Below are 18,172 nucleotides of genomic sequence, written 5' to 3'. Positions count from 1 at the left end.
ATCTTTTTATTGATTTATTTTAGGAAGCGTGATACAATAAGACTGTTGAAATTTTTCGGGGGAGGTGAAAAATATGGCAAACATTAAATCAGCAAAAAAGAGAATCAGCGTTATTAGCAAAAAAACTGCTTTAAACAAATCTAGAAAATCTGCGATCAAAACTGCAGAGAAGAAATTCTTATTGGCGTTAGAAGCTGGCGATAAAGAACTTGCTGCTGCTAACTTAAGAACATTCGAAAAGAAAATGAAGCAAGGTGCTACAAAAGGTTTATACCACAATAACGCGGTTGCTAGAAAAGTTTCAAGATTAACTAAGAAGTTAAACGCGGCTGAGTAATAGTTTAACACTTGGTTATCCCCGATAAAAAAGACGACCGTGTCAATTTAATATTTGATCAAATATTAAAAAAGCGTACAAGTTAAGTACGCTTTCGTCCTTTTTTGTCCCGGCTTTTGCCGGGCTTTTTTTAGTCTTTTTTGCAGCCGGCTAAGTAGCTGACGCCATATCCACAATGGCCTTTTCTATAAGCCATTGACCTTTAACACCTGACGATTTTAACAGCGTATCCGTGTCTTCCACAATGTCGATAATACGCCGAAGTGTCGCTTCGCTATACTTCACCGCATGATGAGCTGATTTCTTAGCCACAAACGGGTGAATATCGAGCTTTGAAGCGGCCACTTTACTGTTGTACCCCGCGTCCATCAACAGTTTGACCTTAATCATATTGCGGTATTGCGAAGAAATCAGTGCAAATATCTTAATTGGCGATTCCCCGGCATTGATAAAGTCGTTGAGTATCTTTAGCGAAGCATCCAGTCTTTTTTCACTAATGGCATCCATCATCTTGAAAATATTGTGCTCCATGGGGACGGGCACATACTGGTCAATGGCCGCTTGGTTGACAACCGCCGCCCTATCGGCAAGCGTCTTCACAATATTTTCGACATCGTACAAATTCTTTTCGCTTTCTTCATCCAAATAATCTATTCGATCAATGAGATAATTAATTGCCGCATTTGAAACCTCGAGGTTTCTTTCACTAAATTTTTTAGCAATCCACTTTCCCAGTTCGTGGCGGCTAAGCTTCTCGATTTCCACCCAATGGGCTGTCTTCTTTAAGGTCTTCCCAAGTTTCTTGCGCATATCAAACGCTTCTTCATAAAACACGATATTGAGAAAATCGGGCATGGACGTTATGAGTTTGAGCATCACTTCTTCTTGTTCCGGTTTAGCATTTTTTAGAATACCGGTTTTCTGGAAGACCACCACGCGGCGCTCGTCAAAAAAAGGCATGGTCTCGCTGTGCATCTCCACTGCGTCCATGTCGATGTTGCCCTCGTAAAGCGTGTAGTTAAACGTTTGGTACTCAGGCATTAAAAACGATTGCTGTATGTGCTTAATGGTGTGCTCTATAAGATAGACCTCAGGGCCTTTGATAACCGTTATTTTTGGTAGTTCTCCATTTGTGAGCATTTTGTAGAATTCTTTAAACGACATTTACCCTCCTGCTTTCAAGTAAGTTTGAATACGGTACCCCCTCGGCGTCACCGTCATAACGATTTCACCGGAGTCGTAAGTGCTGTAGACTCGATTTGTAACGCTTTCTAATAAAGATACCACATTTTCGTCCGGCAAGCCATACCTCAATCCACTGGAAATAATGGCTATCTCAATAGTAGAACCGGTGTAAAACGATTCGGAATAGGAAGTATCCGATCCGTGGTGCGGCACTTTTAAAAATTGAAAAGACGGTTTCAGTTCAAGAGAGGCCATCCCCTCTTTATGTAAATCCCCCAGCAGATAACCGGAAGTCCCGTAGAGTGACACAAAAGTGTTTAAGCCGTTGTCGTTGGTCTGGGAATCAGAAAATGTCGGAAAGATTTCCAGATGCAAGTCGCCGTATTGATAGACGGCGGAATCGCGTACTATTTCATAAGATGTTCCCGCAGCCGCTAGAAGCGGTGCCACACGCTCGTACGTTTCAGCATTCAAAAGGACTTTGTCTACGCGAACAGCTTCTAGGAGCCCCTCTAAGCCGCCGTGGTGGTCCTTATGCGCATGCGATAAGACGACGAGCGATACGCGGTGCACATCCGATGCACGAAGGTAATCGCCCACATCTAAAAAGCCATCGCCTAAATCACTGAGAACGACGACATCGTCAAACTGTACCACGACAAAGTCGCCATGCCCCACATCGACAAAGTGAATGTACCCTCTATCGGAGAGCCATTCGCTCATGGTCCCCCCTGCCACGACTAAGCCACATGTACAGAGAATTATCAAAGTAACGCGTCGAATGCGATAAGACGTCCAATTAAACGCATACGCCGTAAGCACCCCTATTAGCGCCACCCATGTAGCGTAATAATCTGAATGCCGAAAAAAAACGCCCTCAATAGGCCACAGAGGCACTTGGGAAGCCAATGTCGTAAAAGCGGTTACATACCCCTCAAAAATCGCAACGTGAAATGTCGCGGAAAAAGCACTGAGTACCACCGCCAGTATACCCATTGGCAACAGAACCCCCATAAGAGGTACAAAGAGCAAATTTACCACAAAGCTGTGTCCCTGTGCTTCATTAAAAAAATACAACGCAGAAGGCCAAAGTAAGAGTTGGAGCGCCAATGCCGCTTTTATTTTGCTTAAGAGCCCGCGCTTGCAATCAAATGCCCTCAACGCCACCGCCACCATAAAGTACGCGTAAAAAGAGAGTTGAAAGGCAGACGACAGGACGGCGTATGGCGCGCGCAAAAGAATGAGGCCACACGAAAAGCCCAACGCCACAAACAAGTCCGGCTTTCGGTGCCAAATCCGCGCCGCCTCGTAATACAAAATTATGCCGAAAGCACGCTGCGCCGAGTAACTGTCTCCTACCCAAAACAGAAAAGCTGCTAAAAACACTACCACGATTCCGGACTGTACCAAGTGGTGCCCTGTATAAATGACTTTTTTCAGACCGATGTACAACAGACCGAAGTGCAAGCCGGAAATCGCGAACAAATGTGCCAACCCTAAAGATTTAAACGTATCAAAGGCCTCAAAGTCACTTTTGTCCCCAAGAAACAAGGCAGAGAGAAAAGCCGCCGTCTCGTCGCTGTACCACCTCTTTACAGCGGCTTCAAAGGCGACTCTGGCACGCACTCGAACGCATGACAAACACCACTGGCGCCCTTCTGCGCCAACAATATCGAGCAACTTGTAGCGCCCGTCAAAGCCTTGACCGTACAGATACGCATCGTAATCGAACCCCTTAAAGTTCTTAGGCGCACTTAGAGGCATCTTCCCCGCGTCGACGAGCACCTCCAAATGTAATGTTCCAGCGTCTAAAATGCCGCGCATTGTTTCAGGGCTTTTATACTTTATCTTGTATAGGGCACCTTCGGACGTTTTAAAATCAAACGACTGTTTGCTTTGTTGAATACCGACTATGCGCCCTTTTAAAACAGTGGGCGCTTTTTTAACGGTTTGCGGTCTGTAGCGCAGTTTCAGTTCTTGAACACGTCCCTTGTAGGCCAATGGGGCCAAGACAATGCAAAGTACCGTATAGACCAAGACCGACAAAAGTAAAAAACGTTTCATCGCGTCACCTCCCGATTCTATCATATAGAAAATTCAGGAAATTTACAATATTTTACAGTTATTTTTTTCTATTTTTCGAATATTTTCTTGACCAGCCGATTGATTACCGCATGGTATTTTTCAGTTTCCGCCGCCGTTCTATGTGCCAAAATCGCCTGTACAGAACGCTCCAGCAACTCAGCTGTCGCAGGGGAAATCGCAGGCAAGGGAATGTTTTTAAGGGGTGTCGCATAGAGCTCAAGCAGTTGCCCCTTTCGTTTACCCATTTCGTAAAGCCATGTGTAGTAATATGCGCTGTTTAAGAGTGCCGTCAGCACCAGCAGCGAGTACGGCGACTGCGGCGTCGACTTAATAAAGTAAACATCTGCTGAGGCGTAAAAAGGGGCATTTGAGTAGGCAAACCGATTGTCTGTCGCACGCTGCGGCACCACAATTTTTTCACCTGTAAAAAGCGACGCTTTTCTCGGCCATGTGAGTTCATGCCATTTTCGAACCCCCTTTTGAACTTCTCTGCGTTTCTCTAATTGAGCTCTAAAAGGACTTAACACGCATTCAATAGCCTCCGTACAAGTCCCCTTAACAGCGTACAACAAAAAATAGTTCGAAGTCGGTTCATGGTAGTAGTGTTTAATTTGGCTGTTCTTATAAAAGGGCTTTACCAATGCGTTTAACGCCCCTGATAGCCTTTGACGTTCTTCATTCGTATAGACAAAGCACGGGGCGCCTTTTACGCGATCGGCGCCTGATACAATCCCCTGTGCGATATGATAGACCTCCCCTAGCCGATAGACGCGGTGTGCCATCATCTTTTCAACAATATCGCTTTTACAATTAAAGCGAATGTTATCGATTTCATCAAAAAGTGCTTCGTACGGAATCTCGCGCGAAATCTCTTGCGGTTTTAAACGGTACGCCACTGCTTTAGGTTTCTCTTTGACGAGGGTATACACGCAGGCATGGAGCTTTCGGCCATTAAAGGCATCTACGGCAGAAAGGTCTAAATAGTCGCAGACAAACAACGTCTCTTTTAAAAATCTGCGTAATTTACGAGCCCCATCCGCCGTTAAAAAGTAATTGGTGGTCACATAGCAGAGCACACCATCTGCTTTCAGCAAATGACGGCCTCTGTATACAAAAAAATAAAAGTAGTCCATACGCGCTTCGTAGTAAGCAGCGCCTATTGCCGTCTGCCGCACTTCATCAAAAAGCGACTTATGCCCCTTCTCACCAATGTAAGGTGGGTTACCCAGTACGATGTCAAAAACTTGCGTTTCAAAAGGCAACTCGGCTAGCAAGACATCGCGCATTGCGAGGTGCGGTGATACATCTACGTCGTAAAGCGTTCGCACCGCATCCTCTAAGACCGCCAGCGCCCTTGGATCGATGTCCACAGCAAAAATTTGTCCGCTGATAAAGGTTTTTAACTGAGTCGCGGTCAACCACTGCTTTACCGTTCGTAACAAAGCCAGTATCAATTGCCCTGTGCCACAGGCCACATCTATAATCTGTGCGCTTAAAAGACGCTTTACAAATGCGTCAGTTCCCACTTCTGTCTCGTGTTGTGTCGCATAGCGCAAAAGCGCCAAATCCACGAGCTGTTGCGCGATGTGATCCGGTGTATACACGGTTCCATCGGGACACTGGGTGTTTTCGTAAAAGACTTTTTCATGAATGTAAACAGAAGTCTCATTTTTCTCCAAAACCGCTCTCCTTTTGATGGGTCTATTGGTGGTATTAAAAAAAGATTTTAGTGTAAACACTAAAATCTTTTACGTCGATATTTACCGTAACTGATTTTTTCAACGCCCTCAATGGACTGAATAATCTCATCGACCAATAAATCAAAATCATTAATCGATATGTCAACACCCTTCTTCTTTAGATACTTCATTATTGTAATCAAGCGTATGTGATAAGTTGACGGGTTCTTAAAATACGGATGTTTTTCTATCAACGCCTGTACTGCGTTTTTGTCGACGCTTTCCAGTTGCTTGACATGTGCATCCTTAATCTTTGTTTCCACATCTGATAAATACTTTTGCAATTCTTTTACAGGGTTGTCGTGCTGATTGAGCAAAGTGCGCAAATCACTTAACACATCCTGCATGTGTAAGGTCTCGTTGGGATAATCCGGTTCGGGAACATCCGAGGGTCCAAGTTCCATAATAAATCAATTACTCCTTTCGTTAAGTCATATACAAAGTTAGTTCTTAGTTACATTCTACTACTACTGCCTTCGACTTGTCAACATCTGTCATCAAGTTGTAAGATAATATCGTCCATAGTCAACGTCTCAGAAGTCATGTAAACGAGGCGCTCCCCTTCTATGCTCTCCATCGATTTTTTCATCTGTGCCCCATGAGCTTCGCTGTTGCACAACACATAAACCTTAGGCAGAGCGATTTCGATCTCAGCCAACACCACTTCATTATTGAAAACCTTGAGAACATCAATCTCCTCTTCGTCGGAAACAATTTTATACGGCAGTGCCGCCAACAAATCGACGAGTTCTTCTGCAGTGCCTTTAAAGGCATAGCTGCTTTGATAGAGCATCATCATGGCTTCTTCACCGGCCTCTTCGTTGACGATGTGTTCAATGACGTTGAGAGCGCTGTAGAGAACATGCCCTTCTCTCAATAAAAATGTTCGCACGGAAACCGGCTCGTAGGCCTCTACAAATCGGTTGTACTGTTCGAGAACATGGCGTTTAACCACGTCTTTGTAATGGCTTTCAAAGACGTATACTTCTCCTAAAATTGCATAAGTGCCTTCTTTGGGAACCTCGACGAGGCGCGCCGATACAATGGCGTCTGAACTTTCAAAACGACCGGAAACTTTAAAGTCTTCTCCGGTAAAAAGATCTTTGAAGAAGACGTTTCCCCGCTGGATACTCACTTCGAAATAACTTCTAAAGGAACGCTCAACACCGAAACTGTCCACTTCAGGATGCGCCTCTAAGTAAAGGTGCATTGGCGTCTCCGGCATTTGATAACTAAAGACATACCACTCGTCGAAGCCGATGCCGTCCTCATTTTGCGTGTATTGAAAAAAGATGTCTCTGGCCAGTGCCACTTGGTCGTGAACGCCCTTGCGCACACTATAGGCCAAAACATCTTCGTAAAAAGCTTCGTAATTCATCTCATCTACTCTCTTTCTTGTCGCTGCTAAAGCACTACCTTGATATTACATAAAATATACTATATTATAACACAGACAGGAGGTCAAGACATGACAAACAGAAAATATCTCGAAAACCCATATCGATACACTTTTGATGCCTGCGTTCAAAGTATCAGAGAAGACGGTGGCATCGTTCTCGACGCAACGTACTTTTATCCTGAAGGCGGCGGACAACCTTATGACATCGGTTGCATAGGCGAGGTCGACGTCACTGCTGTGCACTTGGAAGAAGGCGCAGTCGTCCATTACACCAGTGCGCCCGTTCCCGTGGGCACACTGGTTCATTGCACGGTTGACGCCAAAAGGCGCTTTGGTCATATGCAACAACACAGCGGGCAACACTTAATCTCAGCTATCGCCTATAAGCACTTCAACGCCAACACCGTGGGGCTCCACATTAGCGATACGTATACCACGGTGGACTTTGACGTCAAACTCAGTGCAGACGCTGTCGCCGAACTCGTCCGGCAAACCCAGCAAGCCATTGTAGACGGCGCCGACATTAAAAGTCATTGGGCAGAGCCAGCGACCCTCAACCAATACCCCCTGAGGAAGCAACCCAAAGTGCAAACCGGCATTCGGATTATCGAAATTGAAAGCTACGATTTTTCACCATGCGGTGGCACCCATGTTCAAAATACACGTGAAATCGGCGGCATCCTGTTGAAAAAAGCAGAGGCCTATAAAAGCGGTGTACGTCTCACGCTGTTGTTCGGTCTCTACGAACACGCACTTTTGTCTAAGTATACCCGTATTTTCGACACACTTGCCGGCGAACACGCCATTGCGCCGGACGATGTGTGCGCTCATGTTGAACATCTGACCCATCGGTTAAACGACCTGCAAAAGGCCTATGATCATCTGATGCAAACACATATTGAACAGGCTTGTGAAGTCTATGCCACCTCAGACGAAACCCTTGTCATTTTAAGAGACGAAACACTCCCGATGCAGTGGCTGAGAACAAAAGTACAACTGCTTACAAACAAACGTCCATGTGTCGTGCTGGCACACGCCGTGGAGGGTACAAAGCAACATGTGGTAATAGGCAAGTCACAGGGGATTGCCCCGGATATACACCTTGGTAACCTGTTCAAATCCGAGTTGACCGCGGCCGGCGTCAAGGGCGGTGGCAACGCCTACATGGCACAGGGCGGATGTGCCGCTGAAGTCGCTCTCGGCGGCACACTGTCCAAATTCGCCAAACAACTTGAAGACCTAATTGACGGCTAATATAATCCGCCCCAAAAAATTCGACGGCCTGATGTGCTGTCTCGTTGAGGCGTTAATAGAAAGGCTTAAACCCGTGCAAGACAAAATCTCTCGACACGATGGGACTTTGTCGAGAGATTTTAATGCCGCAAAGTTACGGCGTAGATCAATCGTTTTTTAATTGTGAACAGGACAGGACACTGGTCGCCCTCCTTTCCAAAACCTCTTGTGTGGAAGAGGTGCCCCCGTCGCTAAAGTTGGGGGCTTTTGTCTATTGAAGACTTTCAAAGAAGTTTAAAATATCCCGATAAACTTCGTCTTTATTGATTTCGTTGAGCATTTCATGGCGGCCCCCTGGATAGAGCTTGAGCTGTGTATCAAAGCCCTCAGACTTATAGTAGTCAGCAGTCTTTCGAACGCCTTTCCCCTTGTCGCCAACAGGGTCTTCGTCACCGGACAAAACAAAAATCCGCAGCCCTTGATTTTTATGTTCAAATACCGGTGCGTACTTGATTCTCAAGAGGTTCTCGGAAAAGTCGTGAAAAAAGCCGACACTGTGTATTTCCCCACAGTAGGGATCAGCCACATAGGCATCTACCTGTTCGGTATCTCTCGACAACCAGTCGTGTTGTGTTCTAACGGGCTTAAAACGGCTGTTATAGCCGAAGAAGGAAAGGTTATCGATCAGTTTAGAGCGATAGCGACGTCCTTTCACCTTCATTACGACACCACTCGCCAACTGTCCTACTACAAGCAAGGCCTTTGGCTTAAACCCCGTTCCGGACAAGACGACGCCGTCCACTAAACTGGAATAATCCAGCAAAAAATCGCGAACTAAGAAAGACCCCATGCTGTGACCGAGCACATAACACGGCACGTCTGGAACTTCGGTTTTCGCCATCTCCACTGCGCGGCGAATGTCTTCCTTGGTCTTCATCCACCCCATGTCGCCCAATATTCCCAGGTTTTCTAAACTGCCTGCCGTTTTACCATGCCCTCTATGCGAGTGCCCGTAGACGGCGTACCCATTGTCACACAAAAACGCGGCAAATGGGTCGTATCGTTCAATGGTTTCTGCCATGCCGTGGGCGATAAACACCACTGCCTTAGGTGCGGACTCAGGCAACCACTTGTAACCGTGAATTTTAACCTCGCCATAAGAATCCAGCACATATGTCTCTTTCTTCATGTGTCACCTCACTTATATCGTTTTTATGAGGATATTATAACACTTTTATAGATTTATTTTAACTCTGAGTTTTTTTATGATAAAATAAAGAGCACATTATTATTTATGGAGGTATTCATGCAGTATTTGCTTATCTGCGCGGCTTCTTATCTACTTGGGAGCATTCCGTTTTCTTATTTGATTCCAAAGTTCTTCGGTCGCATAGACATTCGCGAGCACGGCAGCGGAAACACCGGCACGACCAATGTTCTCAGAACACTTGGCTTTAAGGTGGCTGTACTGGCGTTTATCGGCGACTTTTTAAAAGGCGTGCTCCCCGTGTTCATCGCCCTTAGATACGTCACCCCGGAGGCAGCACTTGTGGCAGGTGGTTCCGCTGTGTTAGGCCATTGTTACAGTGTGTGGCTCAAGTTTAAAGGCGGCAAGGGCATCGCAACCTCTGCCGGCGTTTTGCTTTTCTTAGTTCCCAAGGTCTTTTTAGCGTTGCTGATCTTACAGTTTACGGTGATTTTGACGACCCGCTACATGTCTCTCGCTTCAATTTTGAGCGCTCTGACATTGCCCCTTTGGGTCTGGGGCTTCCACTACCCTAGGTCGTACATCCTCTTTTCTGTACTCTTAGGCGCCTTTGCCACCTACAAACACCGCGCCAACATCAAAAGGTTACTAAAAGGTAATGAAAACAGATTGTCTTTTAAGAAACATAAATAAAGCTTTTCAAAACACAAAGATTATGATATTATATTATAGTGTCTGGGGGCAGAGGGGTGCTGGTGTGCCTTCTGATCTTCAAAATCAGCACGGGGGGTTAGGAGCTTCCCGGGTGGGTTCGATTCCCACGTGTCCCCGCCAATACTATAAGACAAAAAGCCTTCGGCGATTGCCGAGGGCTTTTTCTTTTTAAGCGACAAGCGTTGAAGTCAAAGTATGCACTTGTCAATAAAACAGCTATCTAGAATGTATTCAAAAACCCTCGACCAATGGTGAGGGCTTTGAAAAAGTCTATTCTCTTTTTATGGTTTGGTCAATGGGCGCCGCGGGTTCTTTAAAAGACAGAATCACATCCCACAGCTGTATCTTCTCTTTTTCCGAGACCACATCCGGCACGAGACCCAGTCGCCAGACAGAGATGCCGCCAATACCCATATTCTGAGCCAAACGCAGTTTTGCCGCCACACTCTTCTCCGACTCATACCAAATGATATTTCTCGAGTTGTCTATTTTGTCTTCAAAAACCAACTGAGCACTTTGAAGCTTCTCAGAATAGTTGAGTACAGCACCGTTTTCAATCCGAGATAAAATCGTGCTGTAACGCGGTCTGTAAGGGGTCGCATTGACAATGGTGCCGTCTACAATCTTCCACTGAATAGCATCCATCGAAAGCTGCAACAACACCTTGTTAGGGTCCGTCACACCGGTCTTAGGATCTGTCAAAATATCTAACGCATCGAAAATCTCATTGATAGGTGTCAGGGGCGTTAACGTAATCGCCGAAAGCATCTCGTCTTCTGTCAAACGCTTAGGGTAATAGTCGTGTGCCATAAGTACCACGTACTCACTCACATCTCCTATCGTTTTGAAATCGTAGCCGTCGTAATAGGCTTGATTGTTCTTACGCGCGGGATGCACCGCCGTTATGAGTTTTAAATCGTAAGTATCCAGCGATTCCTTTAGTCGTATTAAAAACTGATTGAATCGCTTGGCATTCACTTCGCCACGCAGTGTTTCAAAGTCGATTAAAACCCCTTCAAAATCCATTTGATAGCGGTACTTTCGCACACTCTCGACGATGGCCTCCACCGTTTGATTTCGAAGAGTGGGGGTCGAGATGAGATACTCTGTTAAGGACAGCTTGGTGTCCCCTTCTGCGACAACCTGATCCTTGACAAATACCATCAAGTACTGATTGAGCGCCGTGTGATCGGTTTGCTTAATGGCCTCTTGATACCCCATTGGAACACGGTACTCATTTTGATTCTGACTGGACATGTTCACGACGACGTCTCCAGATTCTCCGAGTTCCAAGCGACTCCACCCATAGCTTAAGTCGGTTAAATCCGCCGCCAAACCGGCTTGATCGAAAGACTTAATCGCGTAGTAACTGTGCAATCGGTCAAACCCTGCGGAATTTTTGTTCAAAACATTGTAGAGAAGCGCCAGCGCCTCTTCTACCTTCAGGGGATCGTTTGGCCTAAACATAAGCGTCGGACTTTTGCTAATCCAGCCAAATCGATACGCCAAATACACGACACCTTTCTGTGCCTCGACATCGTTGTAAACCAGTTTGGCATTTTGGTTGTAAGCCACCAAAGCAGCTAACCCCAAATGCTCCAGCATAAGTTCCAGTGCCCCTACTCGCGTTATCACTTGGTCGTTGCCTGTATGCTTAGGCGTAAATGACGTCGGACCTTTGACTCTAAGTCCTACACTTAAAAACATCTTTTCAAACGCTTCATATGTTACCTGAGTCCCATAAGCACCTGGAAGTTCATCGATTACACCTTGTGTACGCAATGCCTCTTCAAGCGGTTTCGCCCAGTGCTGCGTCGCCGCGAAGGTACTTTGAGAAAAAAGAACAACGAGCATCAAAAGTGCACATACCCGTTTCCACTGCTTCATAAAAACCTCCAACTTTCCTTTTTCTCATTATAGTACACTCATGTTGCCCTAATATAACAGCCACATTACAATACTGTGTTAGATATTAAACTTCAAGTGCATCGAAGTCGTTGAACAGTTCTTTGATGTCAATTCGGTAGGCTGTACCTTCCTTTTTCACATCAAACCGTTGATAGATTCTCAAAATGGCATCGGTCTCCTTACTGTACTTTTCAAACCTCAAATAAATACGCTGTCCCCACGTATACACTTTGGTTAGACTCGTCGTCTGGTCGTACCCATCGATACTTTTAATCAACAGTTGCGCGTAATCGATAAACTCCAAATAAGACATCTGCTTTTGAGTGCCGCTCGAAAGCAAGTTGTAGGCCAAATCAAAGCGTCCTCTTCGCAGATACTCTACAAACTCGAGAACTGTATTTTTAGCGCCTGATTCGTTTTGAACATCGTATGTCGAAACCCGAGGTACGGGATTGGTAAAATCAAATCCGGAAGTTGCGTAAGTAAGCGGTTTGTCGTTGTACATAAACTGAACTTTTAAAACACCTTTGAGTTCTGTCAAAGAGTTCACCACTGACCACAAATAGAGATTGGCCTTGTCTTCCCGCTTGAGCAACGTGCTGAGACCGTCGCCTGTCAAATTGACATAGCAAGTATTGTTAATGGTTTCAACAGATGCGACATCGACCCTCAAGTCGAAAATCGACTTAAAACGCTCATTTGCCGCACCGGCTTCAAGCGCCTCTACTACGGCAGTTTCATAATTGCCGTCTTCGACGACAACGCGGTGAACTTCTGTATAAAGTGCGTTATCGTACACGAAGTAAAGGCGTGTCGATACGCGTACGGCCCCCTGCGAAGGGGCGATAAACTGTTCATCGTCTATTTTCGGATACGGCGAGTTCGATGTCAGTGTTATCAGTGAAATAATCGAAATGACAAACATCAACGCCATGAGTCGGTATGGAAATTTCATAAATACAAGACGCCTACCTTTCTCGTTATTTCGGCAGATAGATGCACACGGTTGTCCCCTTGTTCACCTCACTGTTCACTTTAATGGTGCCATTGTGCAACTGGACAATCTGCTGCGCAATCGATAAGCCCAACCCAGTGCCGCCGGTTTTTCGCGCACGGGCCTCATCCACGCGATAGAACCTGTCGAACACAAAAGGAATGTCTTTTTCAGGGATGCCGATGCCGTTGTCGTTAATATAGAGGCGCACCTCCGATTTTGTCGCTTCCAGTTCAATCCAGACGCGGCCACCTTCCGGTGTATACTTAACAGCATTTCCAATGATGTTTAAAAGACATTGCTGCATTTTGTCCTGATCCAAATTCATTTGCACTTTCTGATTGGCAACGAGGTCGAGTTTGACGTTTTTAGATGTGGCGATAGGGTTAATCGTTTTAATTACCCACTCCAAGATGTAGTTGATATACGTCTGGCTGTAGTCGAGCTCCAAGTCTTCTTTTTCAATGCGCACCAAGTAAAGCAAGCTGTCGATAATCTTGTTGAGTCGGTCGATTTCGGTGTTGATGTCCTGCATAAATTCCCTGTAAACCGCTTCGTCCCAGCTCGGCGAGGACAGAAGTGTGTCCGACACGATTTTCATACTGGTCATAGGGGTTCTGAGTTCATGTGAAACGTTGGAAACAAACTTCTTACGCATTTCATCCACTTGAGACAGCTTCGTCGTCATGATGTTAAACGCCTCGCTAAGCGCTCCTATTTCGTCGTCACCCATAATTTCCACTTTGGTATCGTACTTACCTTGTGTAATCGTTTTAACCGAATCTGTAAGCCGTTCAACCGGCTTTGAAATAATCTGTGCAAAGATAAAACTAATGAAAAAAGAAATTAAGACGGCGGCAGAAAAAATCAACAGAAGATTCTCTATAATTTGATTGACACTGTCAAAAATCTCATCGGCCTCCACCGACATGAACACAGCGCCTACGACGACATTTCTGTCGATAATAGGCACGGCGGCATACAAAATATGCTGCCCCTCGTACATGTAGATGTTGGTCATATCATAGCCGCTAATAGCTCTGTCGATTTCCACGATGTTAACAGCGTCATCTGTCAACTGATCGTATGAGTCGATAAGCACCTTTTTATCGGTATCCGTAATAATGATTCGAGCGCGAAACTCGAAACTGCTCTGCTTGATTAAGTCCTCGACATACCGATTGGTCGACGGGTTATCAAAGTTAATGAGAAAAGGAGCCAGTTGCGTGGCAATATTGCCACTGTGTAAAATCAAGTTGTTTTTGGCCTCTTCCACATTGCTTTTAATCAAAAAATCTTTGACAAAAATAATCGTCAACACCATGACAAAAGTGATTAATATTAAATAGGTGGAAACAAGTTTCCACCTAATCGTTTTAAACAGTTCTTTTCTTTTTATTTTTAAAATAGTAACCCACTCCCCATTTAGTTAAAATGTAATCGGGCTGCGAAGAATTGGCTTCAATTTTTTCTCTGAGACGTCTGATATGTACGTCTACGGTTCTGACGTCGCCAAAATACTCATAACCCCAAATGGTTTCAAGAAGTTCTTCACGTGAATATACTTTTTCCTCGTTCATAATGAGCAACAACAAGAGGTCGAACTCCTTCGCTGTCAAATTAACTTGCTGACCGTTGATCATCACTTTTCTACCAAGTGTATTGACACTGAACTCGCCCATGTTGATAACATTGGAAGCCGTCGTTTGATCACTGACGTGCACCCGTCTCAAGATAGCTTTAATGCGCGCCTTCAACTCCAGCATGTTAAAAGGCTTCGTAATGTAATCGTCAGCACCGTATTCAAGCCCCAATACCTTACTCGAGTCGTCATCCTTTGCTGTGAGCATTAAAATCGGCACCATGGACTTCTCTCTTACCTTTTTACATACCTCAAGGCCATCCATTCCCGGTAACATGAGATCGAGGATAACGGCATCGTAAGTATTTGATAAAATTTTATCAAAAGCTTCCTTTCCGTCGACGGCAGTTTCCACCTCATACCCCTCTTGTTCCAGACTAAATCTCAAACCTTTTAACAGTATCGGTTCGTCATCAACCACTAAAATCTTTTCAGCCATAGTTCCACTCCAATCATTGGTTTAATAAAGTGCGCGTGTTTTCAACTCTCTTGGTCACTTGGATGCGATCAAAGTGCTCTAAAAGTTCGACACTTGCTTTTCTAGAAATCTCCATCAAATCTCTGTATTCTGCTACCGTGATCGACGGATGTGAAGTTAAGTACTCAATAAGTGCATTTTTGCACGCCTGATAAGGCACTTTGTGCAAAACGACTTCCTCATTAATTTTAACAAGAAATTCAAGATTAATCAAATAGTAAAGTACCTCTTCAATAAGTTTTTTTCTCTTTGGGTCTTTACTCACAATCTCTTTAATCGCAACGGGTTTCACACCGGACTGTTTAACATCGGAAATCAATGTGCGTTTAATGTTTTCCGCCTCTTTCGACAGGACGATTTCAAACGTCGGCTCTTTGACGAAATGTCCATCGACTGCTACTCTACCTGAAGCGGTTAAATGTGCCATCACCGCATTAAACTCTACAGCACTGAGTTTCTTAGGCTTGCCTTTGTAAAGCATTTTGTTGAGTTTCGATCGAAGGGTTTCTCGCTCTATACCGACTTTGAGAGGATTCGCCTGATGAAAATCAATTAGCAGCTCGAGAACCGTCTGCTCAAGGCTTTCCAGATAGGCAAAGCTAACGAAGAGTTGCTCTTCAATCCCCACCACTTGGCCCGCCTCTAATAAACGCGCCCAAGCCGCTTCACAAGCCGCTGTTTCAAAAGGCATGTGTTCAAACAAACGGTTCTCGTAGGCAAAAGGATGCCACAGGGACTCAAAATGTTTTACAAGTGTATCGTCTACTAGGAAATCGCCCTCCGACGATTCTGAAACAGCGTGTTTAATTGCCTTCGGATTAACAATATGACCGCCTCCAATGGTATAGAGCGGCGAAAAATTACGAACGACAAACCGATCGTTCACCTTACATCGGATCGGTGCTTCCAGTCTGAGCTGAACTGTTGCCGTTTCCCCTTCCCCAATGCTCTCCTGGTGAGGCGTCGCCACGCGGCACAGAATCTCGTCGGTGCCGTGGTAAAGGCGCAAACGCTGCCAGTGTTTAAGCGGCCCGCTGTCCACGGTCATCGACACGTCCACAATATGCGACGCTTCCCAGCCGCCAAACGAGGTGAGCACATCCCCTCTGTTCAGCATCGATTTGTCGCACGATAAGTTCAGCGCCACGCGCTGCCCCGCATATGCCACAGGAACTTTCTCCCCGTACACTTGAATGCTCTTTACACGAACCTGTTCGTTAGATGGGTAATGGTACAGTTTGTCCTCAACGTGAATTTTGCCCTCGAGTAAAGTACCGGTTACAACCGTGCCGTGCCCCTTTATCGTAAAGACCCTGTCTATAGGCAATCTGGACGACGGATGTGCCGGCGGCGCGCTCATGGTGTCGATACTCTCTTCAATATGTTTTAACAAGCCTTCGCGTTTTGAATCGTCGTAGATAGAGTATGCAACTCTAGGGGCGTTCTCGAGAAAAGTGCCCTTTAAATAATCGTCGGCTTCCATGTTTACCAGTTCCAGTGTCTCTTCGTCGACCAAATCGCTCTTAGTAAAGACGACGACGCCCTTTTCGATGTCGAGGTGCTTCAGAATCTGGAGATGCTCCAATGTCTGCGGCTTAAACCCCTCTTCCGCAGAGACGATGAGCAAGACCATGTCCATCCCCATAGCACCTGCCAACATATTTTTAATAAAACGTTCGTGTCCCGGCACGTCGATAAAACCGATGACGCGATTTTCTGAAATCGGCACGTGAGCAAAACCGATATCAATGGTGATGCCGCGCTTCTTTTCCGCTTCCCATCGATCGGCGTCAATACCTGTGAGGTGCTTAATTAGCGCCGTCTTACCGTGATCGATGTGCCCGGAAGTCCCGACAATAATGTGTTTACGCATGCTTCCCCTCTTTCACTATCTCTTCAAACGCCTTGACAATAAGCGGACCGTCGCCATCAAACAGCGTTCTAAAGTCCAGCATCAATACTTCGTTTGAGCAAATGGCAATGACCGGCACTGTACACCTGCGAAGGCGTTCTTGTACCTGCGCCGTCTTAACAACGCCAGATACGGCAACGCCGTAAGACGGCAACGCAACATCCGGTAACGCGCCGCCCCCCACTTCAGAAGCCATTTCGACCAGCGAAAGAGAGAGCCCCCATTGGGTAAAGCGCTCGCCGTACGCGTCGATAAACTTCTGCGCAGAAGCCTTGACATCCTCTGCTGTCATACAAATGCGTTCAAGCGTTGGAATTGAAGCGACTGCATGTGTTTTGTTCAAATAAGCTATAAGTGAGTGCTCTAAGACCGCAAGGGTCATCTTATCGATTCTAAACGCGCGCAGCAGCGGATTTTTCTTCATCGGCTCAATATAGGCGGCCTTGCCGATAATCACACCGCACTGAGCACCCCCGAAGAGCTTGTCGCCGGAGAACGATAAAACATCGATGCCCTTTTGTACCTTTTCCGCCACGACGGGCTCGTCTGCGCCTTCTAAATCGACCATCAAACCAGAGCCCAAGTCCTCGTACACCGGCAGCCCGTATTTTTCAGAAAGCGGCATCAGTTCTTCTGCTTCCACACTTTGAGTAAACCCTACGATTTTATAGTTGCTTGTATGAACTTTCATCAGCATCGCCGTTTCTTCGTCAATAGCCGACTCGTAATCTCTCAAATGCGTCTTGTTGGTGGTACCGATTTCTTTCAACTTGCAGCCGCTAGAGGTCATCACATCCGGCACGCGAAAAGAGCCGCCTATTTCCACGAGTTCTCCTCTGGAAACCACGACTTCTTTGCCCTTGGCAAGTGTGCTGAGCACCAACATAACAGCAGCGGCGTTGTTGTTGACCACAAGTGCCGCCTCCGCCCCTGTAATCAGCTTAATTTTATCTTCAACATGTGCATAGCGCGACCCGCGGCGCCCCTGAACGACATCGTACTCCAGCGTGTTGTATCCGCAAAGCGCCGGTTTAATGGCTTCCACCATAGCCTCTGACAGCACCGCGCGGCCGAGGTTGGTGTGGAGAACCACCCCGGTGCCATTAACCACCCGCTTAAAAGACGGCGTCTTGTATCTGCCGATGGCTTGTACGACCCCGTTTATAAAACGCGCTTCGTCAAAGCTCTTACGCGATCCTTCTCGAATCGCCAAACGCTCTGCATCCAAAGCGCTCTGTATGATTTTCTTGAGAAGAGCGGGCTCAATAGGCTCTTCACTAAAACGTTCAACCAAGGCATCCATCTTAGGGAGTTGCCTGAGCAGCTGGTTCAGCATGAA

At 46.0% G+C, this 18,172-nt stretch carries 15 protein-coding genes and 1 tRNA gene; 4 read left to right on the top strand and 12 right to left on the bottom strand.

Features of this window, described 5'->3' with window-relative positions:
• Positions 1 to 73 precede the first annotated feature (73 nt).
• Entirely contained in the window at positions 74 to 337 is a 264-nt protein-coding gene (gene rpsT, locus ACR6HW_RS00965; RefSeq protein ID WP_455729301.1) for a 30S ribosomal protein S20, read from the top strand.
• 150 nt (positions 338 to 487) lie between these two features.
• Here rpsT and holA read toward each other — a convergent pair whose 3' ends face one another.
• The 5 genes from holA to ACR6HW_RS00940 form a co-directional block, all read right to left on the bottom strand.
• Complete coding sequence (gene holA, locus ACR6HW_RS00960) at positions 488 to 1,501, bottom strand: DNA polymerase III subunit delta (protein WP_455729300.1); 1,014 nt, start codon at positions 1,499 to 1,501, stop codon at positions 488 to 490.
• Entirely contained in the window at positions 1,502 to 3,586 is a 2,085-nt protein-coding gene (locus ACR6HW_RS00955) for a ComEC/Rec2 family competence protein (RefSeq protein WP_455729299.1), read from the bottom strand.
• A 68-nt stretch (positions 3,587 to 3,654) separates the two neighbouring features.
• The gene (locus ACR6HW_RS00950; RefSeq protein ID WP_455729298.1) at positions 3,655 to 5,286 is read right to left on the bottom strand and encodes an Eco57I restriction-modification methylase domain-containing protein; all 1,632 of its coding nucleotides are present in this window, start codon (positions 5,284 to 5,286) and stop codon (positions 3,655 to 3,657) included.
• 59 nt (positions 5,287 to 5,345) lie between these two features.
• Positions 5,346 to 5,750, bottom strand: coding sequence for a hypothetical protein (locus ACR6HW_RS00945; RefSeq protein WP_455729297.1), 405 nt, complete (start codon positions 5,748 to 5,750; stop codon positions 5,346 to 5,348).
• Positions 5,751 to 5,830: 80 nt separating this feature from the next.
• Positions 5,831 to 6,724 (bottom strand): hypothetical protein, encoded by an 894-nt coding sequence (locus tag ACR6HW_RS00940; RefSeq protein ID WP_455729296.1) that lies wholly within the window; start codon positions 6,722 to 6,724, stop codon positions 5,831 to 5,833.
• Between the two features lie 90 nt (positions 6,725 to 6,814).
• Between ACR6HW_RS00940 and ACR6HW_RS00935 the strand changes: the two genes are divergently transcribed.
• Positions 6,815 to 7,999: an alanyl-tRNA editing protein gene (locus ACR6HW_RS00935; protein WP_455729295.1), complete on the top strand. Its 1,185-nt coding sequence runs from the start codon at positions 6,815 to 6,817 to the stop codon at positions 7,997 to 7,999.
• 250 nt (positions 8,000 to 8,249) lie between these two features.
• Here the strand turns inward: ACR6HW_RS00935 and ACR6HW_RS00930 are convergent, their stop codons facing one another.
• Positions 8,250 to 9,167 (bottom strand): alpha/beta hydrolase, encoded by a 918-nt coding sequence (locus tag ACR6HW_RS00930; RefSeq protein ID WP_455729294.1) that lies wholly within the window; start codon positions 9,165 to 9,167, stop codon positions 8,250 to 8,252.
• Positions 9,168 to 9,284: 117 nt separating this feature from the next.
• Here ACR6HW_RS00930 and plsY point away from each other — a divergent pair, with 117 nt between their 5' ends.
• The gene (gene plsY, locus ACR6HW_RS00925) at positions 9,285 to 9,878 is read left to right on the top strand and encodes a glycerol-3-phosphate 1-O-acyltransferase PlsY (RefSeq protein ID WP_455729293.1); all 594 of its coding nucleotides are present in this window, start codon (positions 9,285 to 9,287) and stop codon (positions 9,876 to 9,878) included.
• A 44-nt stretch (positions 9,879 to 9,922) separates the two neighbouring features.
• Positions 9,923 to 10,019: transfer RNA gene (locus ACR6HW_RS00920), tRNA-Sec, on the top strand.
• A gap of 150 nt (positions 10,020 to 10,169) precedes the next feature.
• Here the strand turns inward: ACR6HW_RS00920 and ACR6HW_RS00915 are convergent.
• From ACR6HW_RS00915 to selA, 6 genes are all read right to left on the bottom strand, one after another.
• Complete coding sequence (locus tag ACR6HW_RS00915; protein ID WP_455729292.1) at positions 10,170 to 11,786, bottom strand: glycosyl hydrolase family 18 protein; 1,617 nt, start codon at positions 11,784 to 11,786, stop codon at positions 10,170 to 10,172.
• Between the two features lie 85 nt (positions 11,787 to 11,871).
• On the bottom strand, positions 11,872 to 12,762 hold the full coding sequence (locus ACR6HW_RS00910) for a GerMN domain-containing protein (protein ID WP_455729291.1): 891 nt from the start codon (positions 12,760 to 12,762) through the stop codon (positions 11,872 to 11,874).
• 25 nt (positions 12,763 to 12,787) lie between these two features.
• A complete protein-coding gene (locus tag ACR6HW_RS00905) occupies positions 12,788 to 14,092 on the bottom strand; it encodes a sensor histidine kinase (RefSeq protein WP_455729290.1) in 1,305 nt (434 codons plus the stop codon).
• A gap of 85 nt (positions 14,093 to 14,177) precedes the next feature.
• Positions 14,178 to 14,882: a response regulator transcription factor gene (locus tag ACR6HW_RS00900; RefSeq protein ID WP_455729289.1), complete on the bottom strand. Its 705-nt coding sequence runs from the start codon at positions 14,880 to 14,882 to the stop codon at positions 14,178 to 14,180.
• Between the two features lie 13 nt (positions 14,883 to 14,895).
• A complete protein-coding gene (gene selB / locus ACR6HW_RS00895; protein WP_455729288.1) occupies positions 14,896 to 16,794 on the bottom strand; it encodes a selenocysteine-specific translation elongation factor in 1,899 nt (632 codons plus the stop codon).
• Positions 16,787 to 18,169, bottom strand: a complete 1,383-nt coding sequence (selA, locus tag ACR6HW_RS00890; RefSeq protein WP_455729287.1) for an L-seryl-tRNA(Sec) selenium transferase — start codon at positions 18,167 to 18,169, stop codon at positions 16,787 to 16,789. The genes selB and selA overlap by 8 nt, the downstream gene beginning before the upstream one ends.
• Positions 18,170 to 18,172: the final 3 nt, after the last annotated feature.

The sequence above is a fragment of the Fusibacter sp. JL298sf-3 genome (genome assembly GCF_053842995.1).
Note: the sequence above shows the minus strand (reverse complement) of the source record. Positions and strands in the feature narration are given on the sequence as shown.